Origin of the sequence: Promicromonospora sp. NPDC050880 (genome assembly GCF_044456525.1) — a bacterium.
Lineage (GTDB): Bacteria > Actinomycetota > Actinomycetes > Actinomycetales > Cellulomonadaceae > Promicromonospora.
The window spans coordinates 313,906-330,699 of the sequence record NZ_JBITFV010000003.1; the positions used below are offsets into that span (position 1 = coordinate 313,906).

At 72.0% G+C, this 16,794-nt stretch carries 16 protein-coding genes; 11 read left to right on the forward strand and 5 right to left on the reverse strand.

The window, feature by feature from the left end:
• Window positions 1–20: 20 nt before the first annotated feature.
• Together ACIBBF_RS08125 and ACIBBF_RS08130 are read right to left on the reverse strand one after the other, a co-directional pair.
• Window positions 21–1,886, reverse strand: coding sequence for a glycoside hydrolase family 2 protein (locus ACIBBF_RS08125; RefSeq protein WP_397412304.1), 1,866 nt, complete (start codon window positions 1,884–1,886; stop codon window positions 21–23).
• A gap of 118 nt (window positions 1,887–2,004) precedes the next feature.
• On the reverse strand, window positions 2,005–3,042 hold the full coding sequence (locus ACIBBF_RS08130; protein WP_397412306.1) for a LacI family DNA-binding transcriptional regulator: 1,038 nt from the start codon (window positions 3,040–3,042) through the stop codon (window positions 2,005–2,007).
• 191 nt (window positions 3,043–3,233) lie between these two features.
• On the opposite strand from ACIBBF_RS08130, the gene ACIBBF_RS08135 reads away from it, so the two are divergent.
• The 4 genes from ACIBBF_RS08135 to ACIBBF_RS08150 are packed head-to-tail and all read left to right on the forward strand — an operon-like array spanning window position 3,234 to window position 7,522.
• Window positions 3,234–4,547, forward strand: coding sequence for an extracellular solute-binding protein (locus ACIBBF_RS08135; protein WP_397412308.1), 1,314 nt, complete (start codon window positions 3,234–3,236; stop codon window positions 4,545–4,547).
• 17 nt (window positions 4,548–4,564) lie between these two features.
• Window positions 4,565–5,533, forward strand: a complete 969-nt coding sequence (locus tag ACIBBF_RS08140) for a carbohydrate ABC transporter permease (RefSeq protein WP_397412310.1) — start codon at window positions 4,565–4,567, stop codon at window positions 5,531–5,533.
• A gap of 1 nt (window position 5,534) precedes the next feature.
• Window positions 5,535–6,446: a carbohydrate ABC transporter permease gene (locus ACIBBF_RS08145; protein ID WP_397412312.1), complete on the forward strand. Its 912-nt coding sequence runs from the start codon at window positions 5,535–5,537 to the stop codon at window positions 6,444–6,446.
• Between the two features lie 17 nt (window positions 6,447–6,463).
• A complete protein-coding gene (locus ACIBBF_RS08150; RefSeq protein WP_397412314.1) occupies window positions 6,464–7,522 on the forward strand; it encodes an App1 family protein in 1,059 nt (352 codons plus the stop codon).
• A 20-nt stretch (window positions 7,523–7,542) separates the two neighbouring features.
• On the opposite strand, the gene ACIBBF_RS08155 is transcribed toward ACIBBF_RS08150, so the two are convergent.
• Window positions 7,543–8,799 (reverse strand): NYN domain-containing protein, encoded by a 1,257-nt coding sequence (locus ACIBBF_RS08155; RefSeq protein WP_397412316.1) that lies wholly within the window; start codon window positions 8,797–8,799, stop codon window positions 7,543–7,545.
• A 157-nt stretch (window positions 8,800–8,956) separates the two neighbouring features.
• Here ACIBBF_RS08155 and ACIBBF_RS08160 point away from each other — a divergent pair, with 157 nt between their 5' ends.
• A complete protein-coding gene (locus tag ACIBBF_RS08160) occupies window positions 8,957–9,565 on the forward strand; it encodes a TetR family transcriptional regulator (RefSeq protein ID WP_397412318.1) in 609 nt (202 codons plus the stop codon).
• 47 nt (window positions 9,566–9,612) lie between these two features.
• Window positions 9,613–10,485 (forward strand): LLM class F420-dependent oxidoreductase, encoded by an 873-nt coding sequence (locus ACIBBF_RS08165; RefSeq protein WP_397412320.1) that lies wholly within the window; start codon window positions 9,613–9,615, stop codon window positions 10,483–10,485.
• Between the two features lie 18 nt (window positions 10,486–10,503).
• Here the strand turns inward: ACIBBF_RS08165 and ACIBBF_RS08170 are convergent, their stop codons facing one another.
• Both ACIBBF_RS08170 and ACIBBF_RS08175 read right to left on the reverse strand, forming a co-directional pair.
• A complete protein-coding gene (locus ACIBBF_RS08170; protein ID WP_397412322.1) occupies window positions 10,504–11,118 on the reverse strand; it encodes a DNA-3-methyladenine glycosylase I in 615 nt (204 codons plus the stop codon).
• 119 nt (window positions 11,119–11,237) lie between these two features.
• Window positions 11,238–12,116 (reverse strand): TetR/AcrR family transcriptional regulator, encoded by an 879-nt coding sequence (locus ACIBBF_RS08175; RefSeq protein ID WP_397412324.1) that lies wholly within the window; start codon window positions 12,114–12,116, stop codon window positions 11,238–11,240.
• Between the two features lie 120 nt (window positions 12,117–12,236).
• Between ACIBBF_RS08175 and ACIBBF_RS08180 the strand changes: the two genes are divergently transcribed.
• The 5 genes from ACIBBF_RS08180 to ACIBBF_RS08200 all read left to right on the forward strand — a co-directional run bounded on the left by ACIBBF_RS08180 (window position 12,237) and on the right by ACIBBF_RS08200 (window position 16,791).
• Window positions 12,237–13,205 (forward strand): ATP-binding cassette domain-containing protein, encoded by a 969-nt coding sequence (locus tag ACIBBF_RS08180; RefSeq protein ID WP_397412326.1) that lies wholly within the window; start codon window positions 12,237–12,239, stop codon window positions 13,203–13,205.
• Window positions 13,202–13,969, forward strand: a complete 768-nt coding sequence (locus ACIBBF_RS08185) for an ABC transporter permease (RefSeq protein WP_397412328.1) — start codon at window positions 13,202–13,204, stop codon at window positions 13,967–13,969. Before ACIBBF_RS08180 ends, ACIBBF_RS08185 begins: the two co-directional genes overlap by 4 nt.
• 59 nt (window positions 13,970–14,028) lie before the next feature.
• The gene (locus ACIBBF_RS08190; RefSeq protein WP_397412329.1) at window positions 14,029–14,748 is read left to right on the forward strand and encodes a DUF2306 domain-containing protein; all 720 of its coding nucleotides are present in this window, start codon (window positions 14,029–14,031) and stop codon (window positions 14,746–14,748) included.
• A gap of 31 nt (window positions 14,749–14,779) precedes the next feature.
• The gene (locus ACIBBF_RS08195; protein ID WP_397412331.1) at window positions 14,780–15,397 is read left to right on the forward strand and encodes a DinB family protein; all 618 of its coding nucleotides are present in this window, start codon (window positions 14,780–14,782) and stop codon (window positions 15,395–15,397) included.
• A gap of 188 nt (window positions 15,398–15,585) precedes the next feature.
• Window positions 15,586–16,791 (forward strand): M15 family metallopeptidase, encoded by a 1,206-nt coding sequence (locus ACIBBF_RS08200; RefSeq protein ID WP_397412333.1) that lies wholly within the window; start codon window positions 15,586–15,588, stop codon window positions 16,789–16,791.
• Window positions 16,792–16,794 lie beyond the last annotated feature (3 nt).

A 16,794-nucleotide genomic window follows, 5' to 3' on the forward strand; every position in this document is an offset into this window, starting at 1 on the left:
TCTGACACGTGGCGGAGGGTTCAGTCCGTCGGCTTCTCGAAGGCCGCCGGACGCACCTGCACGGCGCGCACGCGGTCCACGTCGAGCTTCACGCTGCGGTCGAACCGGTAGATGCCGTTCTCCTCCTGGAACACGTCGGTGAGCTGCGTGTAGCAGTAGCCGAACATGAGCGGGTCGTCCAGCAGCGCGTCCGTCAGGCCCGCGAACCGGGTGTGGAACTCCTCCTCGTCCGCGACGCGCTGGCCGTAGCCCCACGAGTCGGGCGAGCTGCCCGAGGCGCTCGCCGCCGTCTCCGGGTTCCACCAGATGCCGCCGTACTCGCTGACGAAGTAGGGCTGGCCGTTGTACGGCTGGGAGATCGGCGTGCCGTTGTCCCGCTCGTTCCCGTAGGGCTTGCCGTCCGCCAGCCCGCCCACCAGCTCCGTGAACTTCGCCGGGTCCTGCTCGTACAGGTGCGAGTCCCAGACGTCGGTCTCCGGCACGCGGTGCGCGTAGCCGCTGGCGTCCAGCACCGGCCGCGACGGGTCGGCGGCCTTGGTCGCGAGCCACATGCTGCGGGTCACGTCGTCGAGCTGCGTGATCCGGTCGTGCAGGTCCTGGTGCGTCTCGTTGAGCGGGCACCAGCCGATGATCGACGGGTGCGAGTAGTCGCGCTGCAGCGCCTCCAGCCACTCGGCCACGTACGACGTCGTGGGTCGCTGACCGTCCTGCGGCGTGCCGTAGCCGCTGACGCCCCAGTCGCCGAACTCGCCCCACACCAGGTACCCGAGACGGTCGGCGTGGAACAGGTAGCGCTCCTCGAAGACCTTCTGGTGCAGGCGGGCCCCGTTGAACCCGGCCTCCAGACCCAGCTCGATGTCGCGCGCGAGGGCCTCGTCGGACGGCGCCGTCATGAGCGACTCCGGCCAGTAGCCCTGGTCCAGCACCAGGCGCTGGAACACGTGCTCGCCGTTGATCCGGATGGCGTGCCCGTCGATCGAGACGGAGCGCAGCCCGCCGTAGGACCGCACCGAGTCCACGACGGCGCCCGACGCGTCACGCAGCTCGACGTCGATGCCGTACAGGTGCGGGTCCTCCGGGCCCCAGGTGCGCACGCGGTCCGCAGGGATCACGACGCGCAGCGCCGGGGCCAGGTCGAGGTCGGCGCGCGCGGTGGCGCTCGCGACCTCGCCGTCGGCATCGGTCACCGTCACGGCCACCGTGTGCCCGCGCCGGTTCGCCGACAGCGGCACGACGACGTCGAACGCCGAGCTCGACAGGTCCGGCGTGATCCGCGGGCGGCGCAGGTGCGTGGCGGGCACCGGCTCCAGCCACACGGTCTGCCAGATGCCCGTGGTGCGCGTGTAGTTGCACTCGAAGTTCGCGTAGCGGTTGCTCTGCTTGCCGCGGGCCTGCGGCCCGTGCCGCGTGTCCCGCGCCCGCACGACGACGGTGACCGTGTCGCCCGGGCTCGCGACGCCGTGCAGGTCGGCCGTGAACGGGGTGAACCCGCCGCGGTGCCGCACCACCTCGGTGCCGTCGACCCAGACGGTCGTGTCGTGGTCGACCGCGCCGAAGTGCAGCAGCACGTGCGGGTCGTCGCCCACGGCGGCCCACTCGGCGGGAACCGTGACCTCGCGGCGGTACCAGACCGCCTCCAGGAAGTCGGTGTTCTCGATGCCGGAGAGCTGCGACTCCGGGGCGAAGGGCACGGTGATCTCGTCCCGCAGCGGCTGCTCGACGAGACCCCGCTCGAGCCCGGAGTCGCCCGGGTCGATCTCGAACTGCCAGGTGCCGTTGAGGTTGAGCCAGCGGTCGCGGGCCATCTGCGGGCGGGGGTACTCGGGACGCGGGACGGCGGTGGGTGTCGCCGCGCCGGCGGGCGAGAAGCGGTCGAGGAAGGTCATCAGCTGCTCCATTGCGTCTACGACAGGTGCGCGGCGATTCAACACGCCTTCGCGAAAGAATGCAACGTTGTATCAACCTGGGATCGTGCCGACGACCCGCACACCCCGCCCCACCACGTCAGACGCGGCTGCTCTCCCGGACCAGCAGGCGGTGCGGCACGAGCGCGTCGACCGGCTCGACGGAGGGCTTCTCGACCTGGGCGAGGATGCGGTCCACGGCGGTCTCCGCGATGGCCCGCAGGTCCGGCGCCACGGTGGTCAGGGACGGGTTCGAGAACCGGCCGTCCTCGGTGTTGTCCCAGCCCGTCACGGCCAGGTCGGCGGGCACGCGGACGCCGTTGAGCCGCAGGACGTGCAGGGCGCCCAGCGCCAGCTCGTCGTTGGCGCAGACCAGCCCGTCGATCTGGTCGATCCGCGGCAGCACCGCCTCCACCGTCGCAGCCCCCGAGGGCCGGGAGAACTGGTCGACCTGGAGCACCCAGCGCTCGTCCACGTCGACCCCGGCGGCGGCGTGGGCGTCGACGAAGCCCTGGACACGCTGCGCACCGGTGCGGCCGGCACCGCGCGGCTCGGCGCCGAGGAACCCCAGCCGGTGCCGCCCGGCCTCCAGCAGGTGCGCCGTGACCTGCGCGGCCGCGGCCACGTTGTCGATGCTCACGTGGTCCGTGCGGCGTTCGCGCGACGGGTCGGGATCGGCGCGCTCACCGAGCAGCACGAGCGGCACCGGGCCCCGGACCTCGTCGATCTCGGCCGGGGTGAGCTCCAGCGGGGAGAAGATGATGCCGTCGATCGCCTGCACGTCGAAGCCGCGCGCCACCTCCAGCTCGGTGTCCCGCGAGGAGCGCGTCTCCTCGATGAGCACCCGGTACCCGCGGGCGCCCGCGACGTCGATCAGCTCGTGCGCCAGCACCGAGAAGTAGGGGGCGTGCACCCACGGCACGGCGAGGGCGAGCGTGTTGGTGCGGCCGCGCCGGAGCTGGCGACCGGCCAGGTTGGGCCGGTAGCCGAGGTCCGCGATCACCGCCTCCACCCGGGCCCTGGTGGCCTCGCCCACCCGGCCCGTGCCGTTGACCACGTTGGACACGGTCTTCCAGGAGACCCCCGCGGCAGCGGCGACCTCCTTGATGCCTACCCGACGGCCTGTTCGTTCCGACAACCCTTCACTTCCTTCCGCCCCTTCGCCCCTTGACGGGACGCGCAGCCTAGTCCATCGTGATCCAACGTTGGAGCGCAACGTTGCACCATGGGAGGTCGATGATGACCGTGTTTCGAGGACGCGGCAGCGCAGGGCAAGGAAGCCCCGCGCCCGGGTCGAGTGCCCGCCTTCGCGCGGGCAGTTCTGCAGGAGTGAGCCGGCGCGACCTGCTCAAGGCGGCCCTCGTGGGCGCCGGAGGCGTCGCGCTGGGCGGCACGCTCGCCGGGTGTGCCACACCCAGCGCCGCGGGCGCGGGCAAGACCGCGGTGATGATCTGGGACCTCTTCTCGGGCGGTGACGGCGCGCTCATGCAGGAGATGGTCGGCACCGTCGCGGCGGCCAACCCGGACATCGCCGTCCAGTCGACCACCCTCGCCTGGGGGCCGCCCTACTACACCAAGCTCGCCATGGCCTCGTCCGGCGGACGTCCGCCGGAGGCCGCCGTCATGCACATGTCACGGCTCGCCGGGTATGCGCCCGGCGGGCTGCTCGAACCGTTCGACCTCGACGCGCTGGCGGAGCTCGGGATCACCGAGGCCGACTTCGCGCCGGCGGTGTGGGAGAAGGCGCAGTACGACGGGCAGCTCTACGCCCTGCCGCTCGACACCCACCCGTACATCATGTTCAACAACCCGGCGATCATCGCGGACGCGGGCCTCGCCACGGCGGACGGTCTGCTCGACCTCGATGCCGTGGCGGGCGCGGACAAATTCCTCGACGCAGGGCGCGCGATGGCCGAGGTGACCGGCGAGACCGGCGTCGGCTGGGGCTACCAGCGTGACCCCGCCGGCTGCTGGCGCATGTTCTGGGGCCTCTACTCCCAGAACGGCGGCGAGTACGAGCTCACGCCGGGCCGCCCCGCGGCGCTCGACGAGGAGGCCGCCGCCGAGGTCTTCGAGTTCCTCCAGGCGATGGTGGACGGTGAGGTCGCCGCCAAGAACCAGGACGGCAACGCAGCGTCCGCACGGTTCATGTCGAACCGCACCGGCACGATGTTCGCCGGCGAGTGGGACCTGCCGATGTTCCGCGACGCGAACCCCGACGTCGGTGCCACGCAGTTCCCGGCGATCTTCGACACCCCGGCCAACTACGCCGACTCCCACTCGTTCGTGCTGCCCAAGCAGGGCACGCCCGACCCCGCCGCCCGGAAGGCCACCTACCGGGTGCTCGCCGGGATCCTGAAGGAGGGGCTGACCTGGGCCTCCGCCGGACACATCCCGGCGTACCAGCCCATCGTCGCCGAGCCGGCCTACCAGGAGCTCACGCCGCAGCGCGACTACGCGCCCGCGGCCGAGGTCGCCGTCTTCGACCCCGACGCCTGGTTCACCGGCGGCGGGAGCGACTTCCAGACCCGCATGGCCGACGCCATGACCGACACCCTGGCCGGCGTGGCCCCGCCGCGCACCGCCGTGACCCGGATGCTGAGCGAGATGGACCGCTTCCTCGCCCTGCCCAACCCCGCCTGATCGAGAGGACGACGACGATGACTGTCTCGAACGCCAGCGTCACCGCTGTCCCCGGCCGGGCGGCGTCCGGCCGGCGGACCTCTGCGGACCGGGCCCGCGCGGCCACCGGTCCGACCAGCAAGTCCCTGCGTGAGCGGGACCGTTCCGGCTACCTGTTCGTCGCGCCGTTCGCCGTGGCGACGGGGCTCTTCCTGGTGCTGCCGACGCTCTACGGCCTGTGGATGAGCTTCACGAACCAGAGCCTCACCGGCACCGGCAGCGAGTTCATCGGGTTCGCCAACTACGCCGAGGCCTTCAGCGACCCGCAGGTCTGGCAGACGCTCTGGCACACCGTGTGGTTCACGATCCTCAGCACCGTGCCGCTCGTGCTGGTGGCGCTCGTCATGGCGCTGCTCGTGCACACCGGGCTGCCGGGGCAGTGGGTGTGGCGCATGTCGTTCTTCGCGCCGTACCTGCTGACCAGCGCCGTCGTGTGGCACCTGAGCAACTGGATGTTCCAGCCCGACATCGGCCTGCTCGACACCTGGGTCGCCGCGATCGGCCTGGAGCCCATCGGCTGGCTCACCGACGAGAACGTCGCGATGTTCTCCATCGCCGGGGTCACCGTGTGGTGGACCGTGGGCTTCAACTTCCTGCTCTACCTGGCCGCCCTGCAGGGCATCCCCCAGCAGCAGTACGAGGCGGCCACCATCGACGGCGCGGGCGGCTGGCGCCGCCTGTTCTCCATCACGCTGCCGCAGCTGCGCACGATCACCGGCGTCATCCTGGTGCTCCAGCTGCTCGCCTCGCTCAAGGTGTTCGACCAGATCTACATGCTGACCGCAGGCGGTCCGAACGGCAGCACGCGGCCGATCCTCGAGTACATCTACGACACGGGATTCACGAACTACCGGCTCGGCTACGCCTCCGCGATCTCCTACGTCTTCTTCGCCCTGATCCTCGTGTTCACGCTGGTGCGGCTCCTGCCGACCCGGAAGGAGGCCTGACATGGCCGTCGCCGACATCACCGTCGCCCGCCGGGCGAAGGCACAGCAGACCCGTGCCGAGAACCGGGCGCTCACCCGGCTGACGATCGGTCCGTCGCCCTGGGCCCGTGCCGGAGCGATCGCCGCGCTCGTGGTCATCGCCGCGGCGTGGCTCGTCCCGATCGTGTGGGGTGCGATCACGAGCTTCAAGCACGAGGCGGAGGCAGCGCTGCCCGCCTCGCTGCTGCCGACGATGGGCTGGACCGTCGAGGCCTACCAGAAGGTGCTCGGCAACAGCGACCTGCCGCTGTGGATGTGGAACAGCCTGGTCGTCGCCGTGCTCGTCACCGCACTGACCGTGCTGATCTCCGCCATGGCGGCCTTCGCCTTCTCGCAGACGATCTTCAAGGGCCGGGCGCTCATGCAGTGGCTCACGCTCGCGGCGATCATGATGCCCGGCCAGATCCTCATCGTGCCGCTGTTCCGGGAGATGCAGGTGCTCGGGCTCGTGGACACGTTCGCGGGCATCGTGCTGCCGCAGGTGGTGGCACCCGTCATGGTCTTCATCCTCAAGCGCTTCTTCGACGCCATACCCCAGGAGCTGCTCGACGCCGCCCGCATCGACGGCGCCAACTCCTGGCGGCTGTTCTGGACCATCGTGCTGCCGCTGTCGCGGTCGATCCTGGTGGCCGTGGCGATCTTCGTGTTCATCGGCGCGTGGAACAACTTCCTGTGGCCGTTCATCGTCACGACCGACCCGCAGTTCATGACCCTGCCGGTGGGTCTGTCCACCGTCAAGGACGCCTACGGCGTGCAGTACGCGCAGAACATGGCGTCCGCGATGATCGCGGCGCTGCCGCTGCTCGTGGTGTTCATGCTGTTCCAGCGGCGCATCGTGCAGGGCGTCGCGACGACGGGCATGGGCGGGCAGTAGTACGCCAGAATCGGGACGTGGCCACCCCGACCCCGCATCCCTCGCAGCGTCCGCACCTCGCCGCGGCGGTGGAGGACCGCCTCTACGCCGCGGCGGGGTGGCTGCTGGGACGCCTCGGCTGGCGGCCGCGGCTGGAGACCTACACCGGCTACGGCACGCCGGACCGGGTGCGCGTGCTCGCGCGCGTGCTGCTCGCACCGCGCGGGCACGGCGGCCCGGAACGGGAGCAGGTCCGCGCCGGCAGGCGCGGGTTCCGCCACTTCCTGACGGTGCCGGCGCCGCACCGGACCGTCGTGCTGCGGCTCGGGGACGAGACGTCGGCGATCGTCAGCGACCGGGCCGGCTACGTCGACGTCGAGCTGCCGGTGGCCGTACCGCTGACCCCCGGTACCCGCACCGCCGTGCTGGAGTGCCCGGACGCTCCCGGGCCCGTCCGGGCCGAGGCCGAGGTCCTGGTGCTCGGCGACGACGTCCGGTTCGGCGTGGTGAGCGACATGGACGACACGACCATGGTGACGGCGGTGCCGCGCCCGCTGCTCGCCGCCTGGAACACGTTCGTGCGGCACGCCAGCGCGCGCCGCGCGGTGCCGGGGATGGCCGAGCTGTACCGGACGGTGCACGAGGCGCACCCGGACGCCACCTTCTTCTACCTCTCCACCGGTGCCTGGAACACGGCCGGCACGCTACGCGCCTTCCTCGCCCGGCACGGCTACCCGGCCGGGCCGCTGCTGCTCACCGACTGGGGGCCGACCCTGACCGGCTGGTTCCGGAGCGGCCCCGCGCACAAGGAGGCGAGCCTCGACCTGCTCATGTCCTGGTTCCCGCAGGTGCGCTGGCTGCTGGTCGGCGACGACGGGCAGCGTGACCCCGAGATCTACGACCGGGTCACGCGGCGGTGGCCCGGCCGGGTGCGGGCCGTCGCGATCCGGCAGCTCAGCGGAGGCGAGCAGGTGCTCGCCGGGAACGCGCCGAGCAGCGGTGAGAGCCCTACCGGCGGCGAGCCGGTCCCGACTGTCGCCGGGCGGGACGGCGTCGAGCTCGCGCGGCGGCTGGGCGAGGTGCCGGGGGTGCTCTGAGCCCCTCCAGCTCAGGCTCGTCAGGCGGTGACCAGGTAGTCGTCGGCGTCGTCGTCCCAGGCCAGCGAGACCGTGCCTGCCGTCTCTGCCGCCTTCGCGAACTGGAGGAACCCGCGGAAGCCGAGCGCCTTCTCGGAGAAGTCGGGGCGCCGCTTGCGCACCGCGTTCTTCAGGCCGGACAGGGCGGCGGAGCCGTTGGCCTCCTGCACGACGTCGCGCAGCAGCGCGAACGCGGCGTCCGTGTCGCCCTGCTCCGGCAGCGACACCTCCGGGTCGCCGGCCGACGGGCCCGCGGCGAGCTCGACGAACCCGCGGTCCGCGAGGAACCGCAGGAACTCGCCGAACGTGCGGAAACCGTAGTCTGACTCGCTGAACGTCGGGTCCTTGCGCAGCAGGGTGCGCTTCAGGGCGGAGGCCGTCACGGCCCCGCTCGTGGAGGACTGCAGGTCGGCCAGGGTCTGCGCCACGCGCACCTCCATGGGCACGTCGTCCGACACGACCTCGTCGTGCTCGCTGACGTCGGCCTCCGCCTCGGGCGCGACCTCGACGGGTGCCGGGGCTGGCTCCGACTTCCTGCGCCGCCGGGTGGCGGGCTTGGTCTCGGGTTCGGGTGCCGCCGTCTCCGGGGCGGTGGTCTCGGCGACCGCCTCGGCCACGGCTTCCGCCACGGCTTCGGCCGCCTTGGTGCGCCGCGAGGTCGACGGTGCCTTCTGCGTGCCGGACCGCTCGGTCGTCGCGGGCGCCTTGCGCGCCCGGGAGCCGCGCTTGGGGGCCGGGGCACCCTGGTCCTCGTCGGGCACCTCGACGCCTTCGAGGCGGTCGTAGAAGAGGAACTCGTCGCACGCCGCCGGCAGCAGGCGCGACGTCGACTTCTCGACGCCGACACCGATGACGCGCTTGTTCAGCTCGCGCAGCTTGTGGACGAGCGGGGAGAAGTCGCTGTCGCCCGTGCACATGACGAACGTGGAGATGTAGTCGCGCTCGAAGGCCATCTCGATGGCGTCGACCACCATCTTGATGTCGGCGGCGTTCTTGCGGGAGGCGCCCATCCGCTGGGTCATCTCGATGAGCTCGACCTGGTGCCGCGTCAGCATGCGCCGGTCCTCGTCGAAGTACGACCAGTCCGCGTAGGCCCGCCGTGCCACCACGCGCCCGCGCACGGCGAGGGCGTCGGCGATCGGTCCGAAGTCGAACTGCATCCCGCCCAGGTGTTCCCGGGCGCCCAGCGCCAGGTTCTCGTAGTCGATGAAGACTGCCAGGCGTTCCTCGAGGTCCATGTCCGCCACTCTAGGGGGTTTCGTCCACCGGGAGCTGTCGGCGGGCCGGCCCGCCGCCGGAGGCGCTCCGCATGCAGAAATCGGTGAGCGGGTGAAACGTTGTCGCGGGACCCTGTTTCGCCCACACCGTGACGTGTCCGTTACCTAGGATCGGTACATGGCCGAGACGACCGTGGCGCGCGAGGACCCGATCTCCAGCCGGAGCCGGATCATCGCGGCTGCGGCGCGGCTCACGTGCGCCGACGGCTGGTCGAAGGTGACGATGGGCCGCCTCGCCACCGAGGCCGGGGTGAGCCGGCAGACCGTCTACAACGCGGTGGGCAGCCGGGAGGACCTCGCGGAGGCCATGGTGCTGACGGAGTCGGCCAAGTTCATCGTCCAGATCGCCGAGGGATTCGACGAGCACCCGGACTCCCTGCTGTCGGCCATCCGCGCGGTCCTGGAGAAGACGCTGCTCCTCGCCGAGGGGAACGCTCTGCTGCGTGCCGTGGTCTCCGCGACGCACGGGGCCGACACCGAGCTGCTGCCGCTGCTGACCACCCACGCGGAGTCCCTGCTCGGCACGGTCAAGGTCGTGGTGCAGGACAGGGTGGACCAGTACGAGGTCGACCTGGAGCCGGAGCGGGTCGCGGCGGTCATCGACCTCGTGGTGCGGTCTGCGTTGAGCCATGTCATGCAGCCGTCCGGGACTCCGCGCGAGACCGCCGAGCAGATCACCTGGGTCGTGGCCCAGGTCACGGGGCGCCGGGCCGGCACCGTGGCCTGACGTCCGGTCCCGCTTGACGCCGCCGGGCGGCGGAGGAGGATCGAGGCATGCGAATCGGCACACACTTCATGCGCTTCGACTCCATGGACCCCGCCGGCATGCGCACCGAGCTGGCGGACGCCGCCCGGTACGCCGACGACGGCGGCGTCGCGTGGATCTCCGTGATGGACCACTACTTCCAGATGGAGCACCAGGGCTTCCCGGCGTCGGACCCGATGCTGGAGGCCTACACGACGCTCGGCTACCTGGCCGGTGTGACCGAGAAGGTCCAGCTCGGCGCCCTGGTCACGGGCGTGACCTACCGCTACCCGGGCCTGCTGGCCAAGATCGTGGCGTCGCTCGACGTGGTCTCGGGCGGACGGGCGACCTTCGGCATCGGCGCGGCCTGGTACGACAAGGAGCACGCGGCGCTCGGAGTGCCGTTCCCGCCGGTCCGTGAGCGTTTCGAGATGCTCGAGGAGACGGTCCGGATCGCACGCCAGATGTACGACCCGGACAACGACGGCCCCTTCGAGGGCAAGCACTACCGGCTCGCCGAGACGCTGTGCTCGCCCCAGCCGCTGTCCAAGCCCGAGATCATGATCGGCGGTTCCGGCGAGAAGAAGACCCTCCGGCTGGTGGCGCAGTACGCGGACGCGTGCAACCTCTTCGCCGAGACCCCGGAGCGGCTGCGCCACCTGCTCGACGTGCTGCACCGGCACTGCGACGACGTCGGCCGCGACCCGGCCGACATCCGCGTGACGATGCTGCACCGCGGTGCCCCGATCGGTCCCGGTGACACCGCGGCGTTCGTCGAGGAGATGCGCGGGTTCTCCGGGAACGGCGTCGACACCGTGATCCTGCGGCCGCCCGCCACGTCGCTCGCCGCCTGGGTCCGCGACGCGGTGCTCCCGGTCGTCGAACCGTGCGCCGAGCTGTGACGACCGGCCGACCCGCCCCTACCTGGTCGTGGTGACGCGGCCGAGCACCACGGGGCACGTGGCCAGGTGGTCGTCCACCAGGCCGCAGGCCTGCATCGCCGCGTAGGCCGTGGTGGGCCCGATGAACCGGAAGCCCTCCTTCTTCAGGGCCTTGCTCAGGGCCTTCGACTCGTCGGTCGACGCCGGTACCTCGCCGAAGGTGGCGGCCCGGCGGCGGTCCGCCGGTGCGGGAGCGAAGGACCAGAACAGCTCGTCCAGCGTGCGGCCCGAGTCGTGCAGGGCCACGACGGCGCGCGCGTTGTCGATCGTCGCCTCGATCTTCATCCGGTTGCGGATGATGCGGCTGTCGGCGAGCAGCCGTTCGACGTCGTCCGTGCCGAACGCGGCCACCCGTTCCGGGTCGAAGTCCGCGAACACCTCCCGGAACGCGGGTCGCTTGCGCAGCACGGTGATCCACGAGAGCCCGGACTGGAAGCCCTCCAGCGCGATCCGTTCCAGCAGGGCGGACTCCCCGTGCACGGGGACACCCCACTCGGTGTCGTGGTAGGTCTCGTAGAGCGGGTCGCCGTCGCCGAAGCAGCGCACCGCGACGGTGGTCTCCGGCCCGGTGCCGGTCAGCTGGTCACTTGTCACGGCACCACTCTGACGCACGCCACTGACACTCCGTGGGCTCAGGGCACCTGCCTGTGCACGACGTCCGAAATCCGCTGCTTGTGGACGCACTGGCCCCGGCCCGTCGCCTCAGGACGGTCTCACTCGTCGGCGGGGAGTGCGCCGCGCCGTCGTAGATATGCCTCGATGCCGTCGAGCAGCACGGTGATCCCGAACGAGATGTCGTCGTCGGTCGGCGCACTCGCCCCGGACCTGCTTGCCCCGGATCCACCCGGTGCCGCGAACGCCGCGAGCAGGTGCGGATAGGTCGCAGGGTCGGCGAACCGGACGAGCATCGCGTCGAACCCGGCGTAGGGGTCGGCCGCTTCGATCGCCGCGGGGTCCAGGTCGGACTCCGGCGTGTCGTCGGGCAGGCCGGCGGCATGCCGGGCCTGACGCACGGCGGCCCGGCGGGACTCCACGTGCACTCGTGCCTCGCCCAGGACGTGCTGTGCGAGCAGGCCCACGACGGCGAGCTTCTCGTCCGCGGGCAGGTCGACCGTGCGGAGCACGCCGAACGCCTGGTCCATCCAGCGCAGGCGGTTGGGTCCGGGCAGGACGGCGGACAGCGGCAGCTCCAGCATCCACGGCCGGGCCAGGCTGACGTCGATCTGGGCGCGGGTCCAGGCCTCCAGCCCGGCACGCCAGCCGTCGTCGGTCGGTATGTCCGGCAGGTCGGCGGCCACGGCGTCCGCCATGAGGACCAGCAGCTCGTCCTTGTCGGACACGTGCCGGTACAGCGCCATGGGCGTGTAGCCGACGGCCTCGGCGATGCGCGCCATCGAGACGGCGGCGAGCCCTTCGGCGTCGGCCAGCTCCATCGCGGCGCGCACGATCCGCGCCGTCGACAGGGCGGGCCGGGGCCCGCGCCGCCGTGGCGCCGGTGCGCCCCAGAGCCGGCGCAGGACGGCGGGCGGCTCGTCCGCCGGGCCGGCACCGCGCGGCGGTTCGGTGGGTTCGGGCGTGCTGTCGGTGCTCATCGGTCCCCATCCTGCCTCGATCGGACCGCTGACCCGGGACGAAACTCTCTTGACCGCATACTGTTTACGCTCCACACTAAAACGCGTAGGACATAAACAGTAACTGTCGAGAGGAACACCATGGCTGCCATCGTCACCGCGGAAGGGCTGCGCAAGTCCTTCGCCCGGCGGGGCTCCGCGAGCCCGCCCGTGCTGGACGGGCTCGACCTGGAGCTCGGCGAGGGCGAGGTCCTCGCGCTGCTCGGGCCCAACGGCGCGGGCAAGACCACCACCGTCCGCATCCTGTCTACGCTGCTGCGCCCGGACGCCGGCCGCGCGACCGTCGGCGGGTACGACGTCGTGCGGGATGCACGGCGGGTCCGCGAGATCATCAGCCTCACCGGTCAGCAGGCCGCCGTCGACGACAAGCTGTCCGGGGCGGAGAACCTCACGATGATGGGGAACCTCGCCCACCTGCCGCGCCGGGTCGTGCGCGACCGGGTCGACGAGCTGCTCACCGCGTTCGACCTCACCGCCGCCGCCGGTCGACGGGTCGGCACCTGGTCGGGCGGCATGCGACGGCGCCTCGACCTGGCGTCGGGCCTGCTGACCAGGCCCCGGGTCATGTTCCTCGACGAGCCCACCACGGGCCTCGACCCGCGGTCGCGGCTCGCCCTGTGGGACGTCGTCCGCGGCGTGGTGGCCGACGGCACCAGCGTCTTCCTCACCACGCAGTACCTGGAGGAGGCCGACCGGCTCGCCCGGCGCGTGGCGCTCGTCGACGGCGGCCGTGTGGTCGCCGAGGGCGGTCCTGCCCGGCTCAAGCGCGAGGTCGGCGAGGCCGGCGTCGAGCTCGTCCTCGCCTCCGTGCCCGACGCCGCCCGCGTCGCCGCCGGGCTGGCCTCCGGCACGGTCGACGGCGCCCGGGTGCGCGTGCCCACCGACGGTTCCGTGGGACACGTGCGGTCGGTGCTGGCCGCGGTCGAGGCGACCGGCGTCACGCCCGAGCACTGGGAGGTGCGGGCGCCGAGCCTCGACGACGTCTTCCTGGCGCTGACCGGGCACACCGGTCGGGCGCGCCCGGCGAGCTCCGCGGGGGTGGCGGCATGACGTACCTGCTCAGAGACGTCTCGACGATGACCGTCCGCGGGCTGCGGCTCGTCTCGCGGGACGTGGACGCCATGATCACCGCGGTCGTGCTGCCGGTGGTCATCCTGCTGATGTTCGTGCTCGTCTTCGGCGGCGCGGTGGACATCGGCACGGAGTACATCAACTACGTGACCCCGGGCGTGATCCTGCTGGCGGCCGGGTTCGGCGCCGCCAGCACGGCGATGGCGGTCGAGCGGGACATGTCCGGCGGCATGGTGGAGCGGCTCCGGTCGATGCCGGTCACGGCCTGGACGGTCCTGTCGGGGCACGTGGTCGCGAGCCTGGCGAAGAACCTCGTCACCACCGCGATCGTGTTCGGCGTCTCGATCCTGCTGGGGTTCCGGCCCGAGGCCTCCCCGCTGGGATGGCTCGCCGCCGTCGGCATGATCCTGCTGTTCGTCAACTGGATCACCTGGCTCGCCGCCCTGGTGGGGGTGCTGGTCCGCTCGCCCGACGCCGCGGGTGGGTTCTCCTTCGCCGTGATGTTCCTGCCGTACGTGTCGAGCGCGTTCGTGCCCGTCGACACGTTGCCCCGCTGGTTGCGCGGGTTCGCCGAGCACCAGCCGGTGACGCCCGTGATCGAGACGGTGCGCGGCCTGCTCGCGGGCGACGCCGCGAGCGTGACCGGACCGGGCGGCGCGGCGTTCCTCGCCGTCGTCTGGTGCGCCGGCCTCGGGCTCCTGTTCGCGGTGGCGGCCGGCCTGGCGTTCCGGGCCCGGCGCTGACCCCCCTCCCTCCGACCCCGACCGGGTGTGCGCCCGGTCCCGGCGAAAGCAGGTACGACATGACAACGACGACGTCCGCACCGCCCGGCCCGGCCCGCGCCGCCCGGCAGGTCCGCTGGTGGCGCCGCCCCTGGATCGCGCCGCTCGCGATCGTCACGGGCCTGTTCCTGGTGACGGCGCTGCCGCGGTACGTCGGGCTGGACCCGGCCCGTTCCCTGGTGCCCACCGACCGCGGTCCGGCGTTCTACCCCGCCCTCGTGACGCACATCTTCGCGGGGTCGGTCATGCTCACCGCCGCGGTGCTGCAGCTCTGGCCCTGGCTGCGCGCCCGGCACCCGCGGGTGCACCGCTGGAGCGGCCGCACCTACGTGGTCGCGGCGGTGGTGACCGGGGTGGCGGCGCTGGTCACCGCACAGTTCCCGAGCGCGGGCGCGGGACAGCAGGTGGCGAACACGTTCCTGGCGGTGCTGCTGCTGACGTTCACCCTGCTCGGGTTCCGGGCGGTTCGGCAGCGGCGGTTCGGCGACCACCGCGAGTGGATGGTCCGCAGCACCGCGCTGGCGTTCTCGATCGTGACGAACCGGTTCTGGGGTCCCGCGCTCATCATGATCTACGTCCCGGGGGCCTGGACCGACCCCGAGGTCGGCTTCGGCGCACCGGAGATCGAGGGCGCTGCGGTCGCGTCCGCGTGGGTGTCGTGGGTCGTCAACCTGCTGTTCGCGGAGTGGTGGCTGCACCGCAGGCCGCGGAAGCGGACCCGGGTGCCCCGGACCCGGTGAGAGTGTCAGTGGCCCGGTCCAGACTGTCCCCATGACACAGACGACGGACGACCAGGCCGCTGCGGAGCTCGAGCAGAAGCAGATCCTGAAGAAGTACCTCCAGGAGACGCGTGAGGCCCTCGTGTGGAAGCTCGAGGGCCTCACCGAGAAGCAGGCACGCTGGCCGCTGGTGCCGTCGGGCAACAACCTCCTCGGCATCGTCAAGCACTGCGCCAACATCGAGATCGGCTACCTCGGGTCGTGCTTCGGGCGGGAGTGGCCCGACCCGGCGGAGCTCGTCTCCGAGGCGGTTCTCGAGGAGGACCCCCAGGCGGACTGGTACGCGACGGCCGACGAGTCGGTCGCCTCCGTCGTGGACCTCTACCGGCGCGCCTGGGTGTTCTGCGACGAGACCATCGACACCCTGCCGCTCTCCGCGCCGGGGCACGTGCCGTGGTGGCGGGCCGGGGACGTGACGCTGTTCCGCCTGATCGTGCACGTCACCGACGAGATCGCCCGGCACGCCGGCCACGCCGACATCCTCCGGGAGCTGACCGACGAGTCGGTAGGCCTCTACGCGGACAACACCAACATCCCCGACCTGGGGGCGGGCGGGTCCGCGGCGTACGTCGAGAAGCTCAAGGAGCTCGCCGAGCAGGCGGGCGACTAGCGCTCGCGTCCCGGATTCGCCAAACTTCGGCCATGCCCATCGACCCGGAGTCGCCCGAGCCTGCCGCGCCGTCGCACGAACCGTCGGCCGGGGACGCTCCGACGGCCGAACCGGATGTATCTCCGCAGGTGGCGACGCCTGGCGAGCCTGTGCCCGGAATATGGCGCCCGCGGTCGGACGGCGGGTCCATGCGCCCCCTCTTCGTCTTCCTGGTGGCGGCCGCGGTGGCCCTGGTAGGCAGCATCGTCTTCGCGCTCGTTCAGGCGGGCAACGGGCGTGAGCTGGAGCAGCTCGCGGACGCGCGCGCCGACGTCGTGCAGGCGGTGGACGAGGGGCGCGCCGCACAGGAGAGCCTGACCGAGCAGATCGCGACCGCGGAGCAGGCGCTCGCATCCACCGAGGGCAAGGTGCTCGACGACGCCGTCCGCGCCGAGCTGGCCGCGCACGTCGCGGCAGCCAAGGAGCTCGGGACCGTCGAGCCGCCCGCCGTGCCGGAGGCCGGCACCCCCGGCCTGGCGGAGTCGGCGGACGCGGACGCGCTGGAGGCGAAGGCGACGGAGTGGGCCATGACCATGCGCACCACCTCGTCGTCGCTCGTCTCGGCCACCCAGGAGGTGCTGGCGTCCAACGAGGGCTGGCGGAAGGCACGCCAGGACGCCCAGGCCAAGGCCCAGGCGGAGGCCGAGGCGAAGCAGCGGACGGCCGCCGAGCTCAAGGAGGCGACGGCGCGGCTCACGACGGTCAGCGCGCAGCTCAAGATCTCGGTGCGCGACGCCCGGTACACGCTGGACTGGACCAGGAGCGTGGGTGCCCCCGCCGACGTCCGCGCCGCGCTCACCGCGCAGCGGACCGAGGGGCAGGCGGCGCTCGGGACCGGGGCGAACATGAAGGACCCCGCCTCGGTGACGAAGCTGACCCAACGGCGCGAGAAGGCGCGTGCCGCCATCGAGGGCGCGGCCTGGGACGCGCGGGCCACCGTGGCCGACGGGTCGAACGGACGCCTCGCGCTGGACACGCTGTGCAAGGTGGGCGTGGGACCCGAGGGGCAGGACCAGTACCTGCGGTGCGACGCTGCACGCGCGTGGAAGAAGCTCGGCGTCGCGTTCGAGGCGAAGTTCGGCAAGCCGTTGCGCGTCGAGTACGGTTACCGCCCGTACGACTGGCAGCTCCAGGCGCTCGACGAGTTCGGCAGCGGCCAGGTCGCCGCGCCCGGCACGTCCAACCACGGGTGGGCGCTCGCGATCGACGTCCCGGTGGACGACGGATTCCGGTTCGGGCACCCCGAGTACGAGTGGCTCGCCGCGCACGGGCCGGCCTCCGGCTGGGAGCATCCCGAGTGGGCGCGGGCCGGCGGTGGTCGCGAGGAGCCGTGGCACTTCGAGTACGTCGGCTGAGCG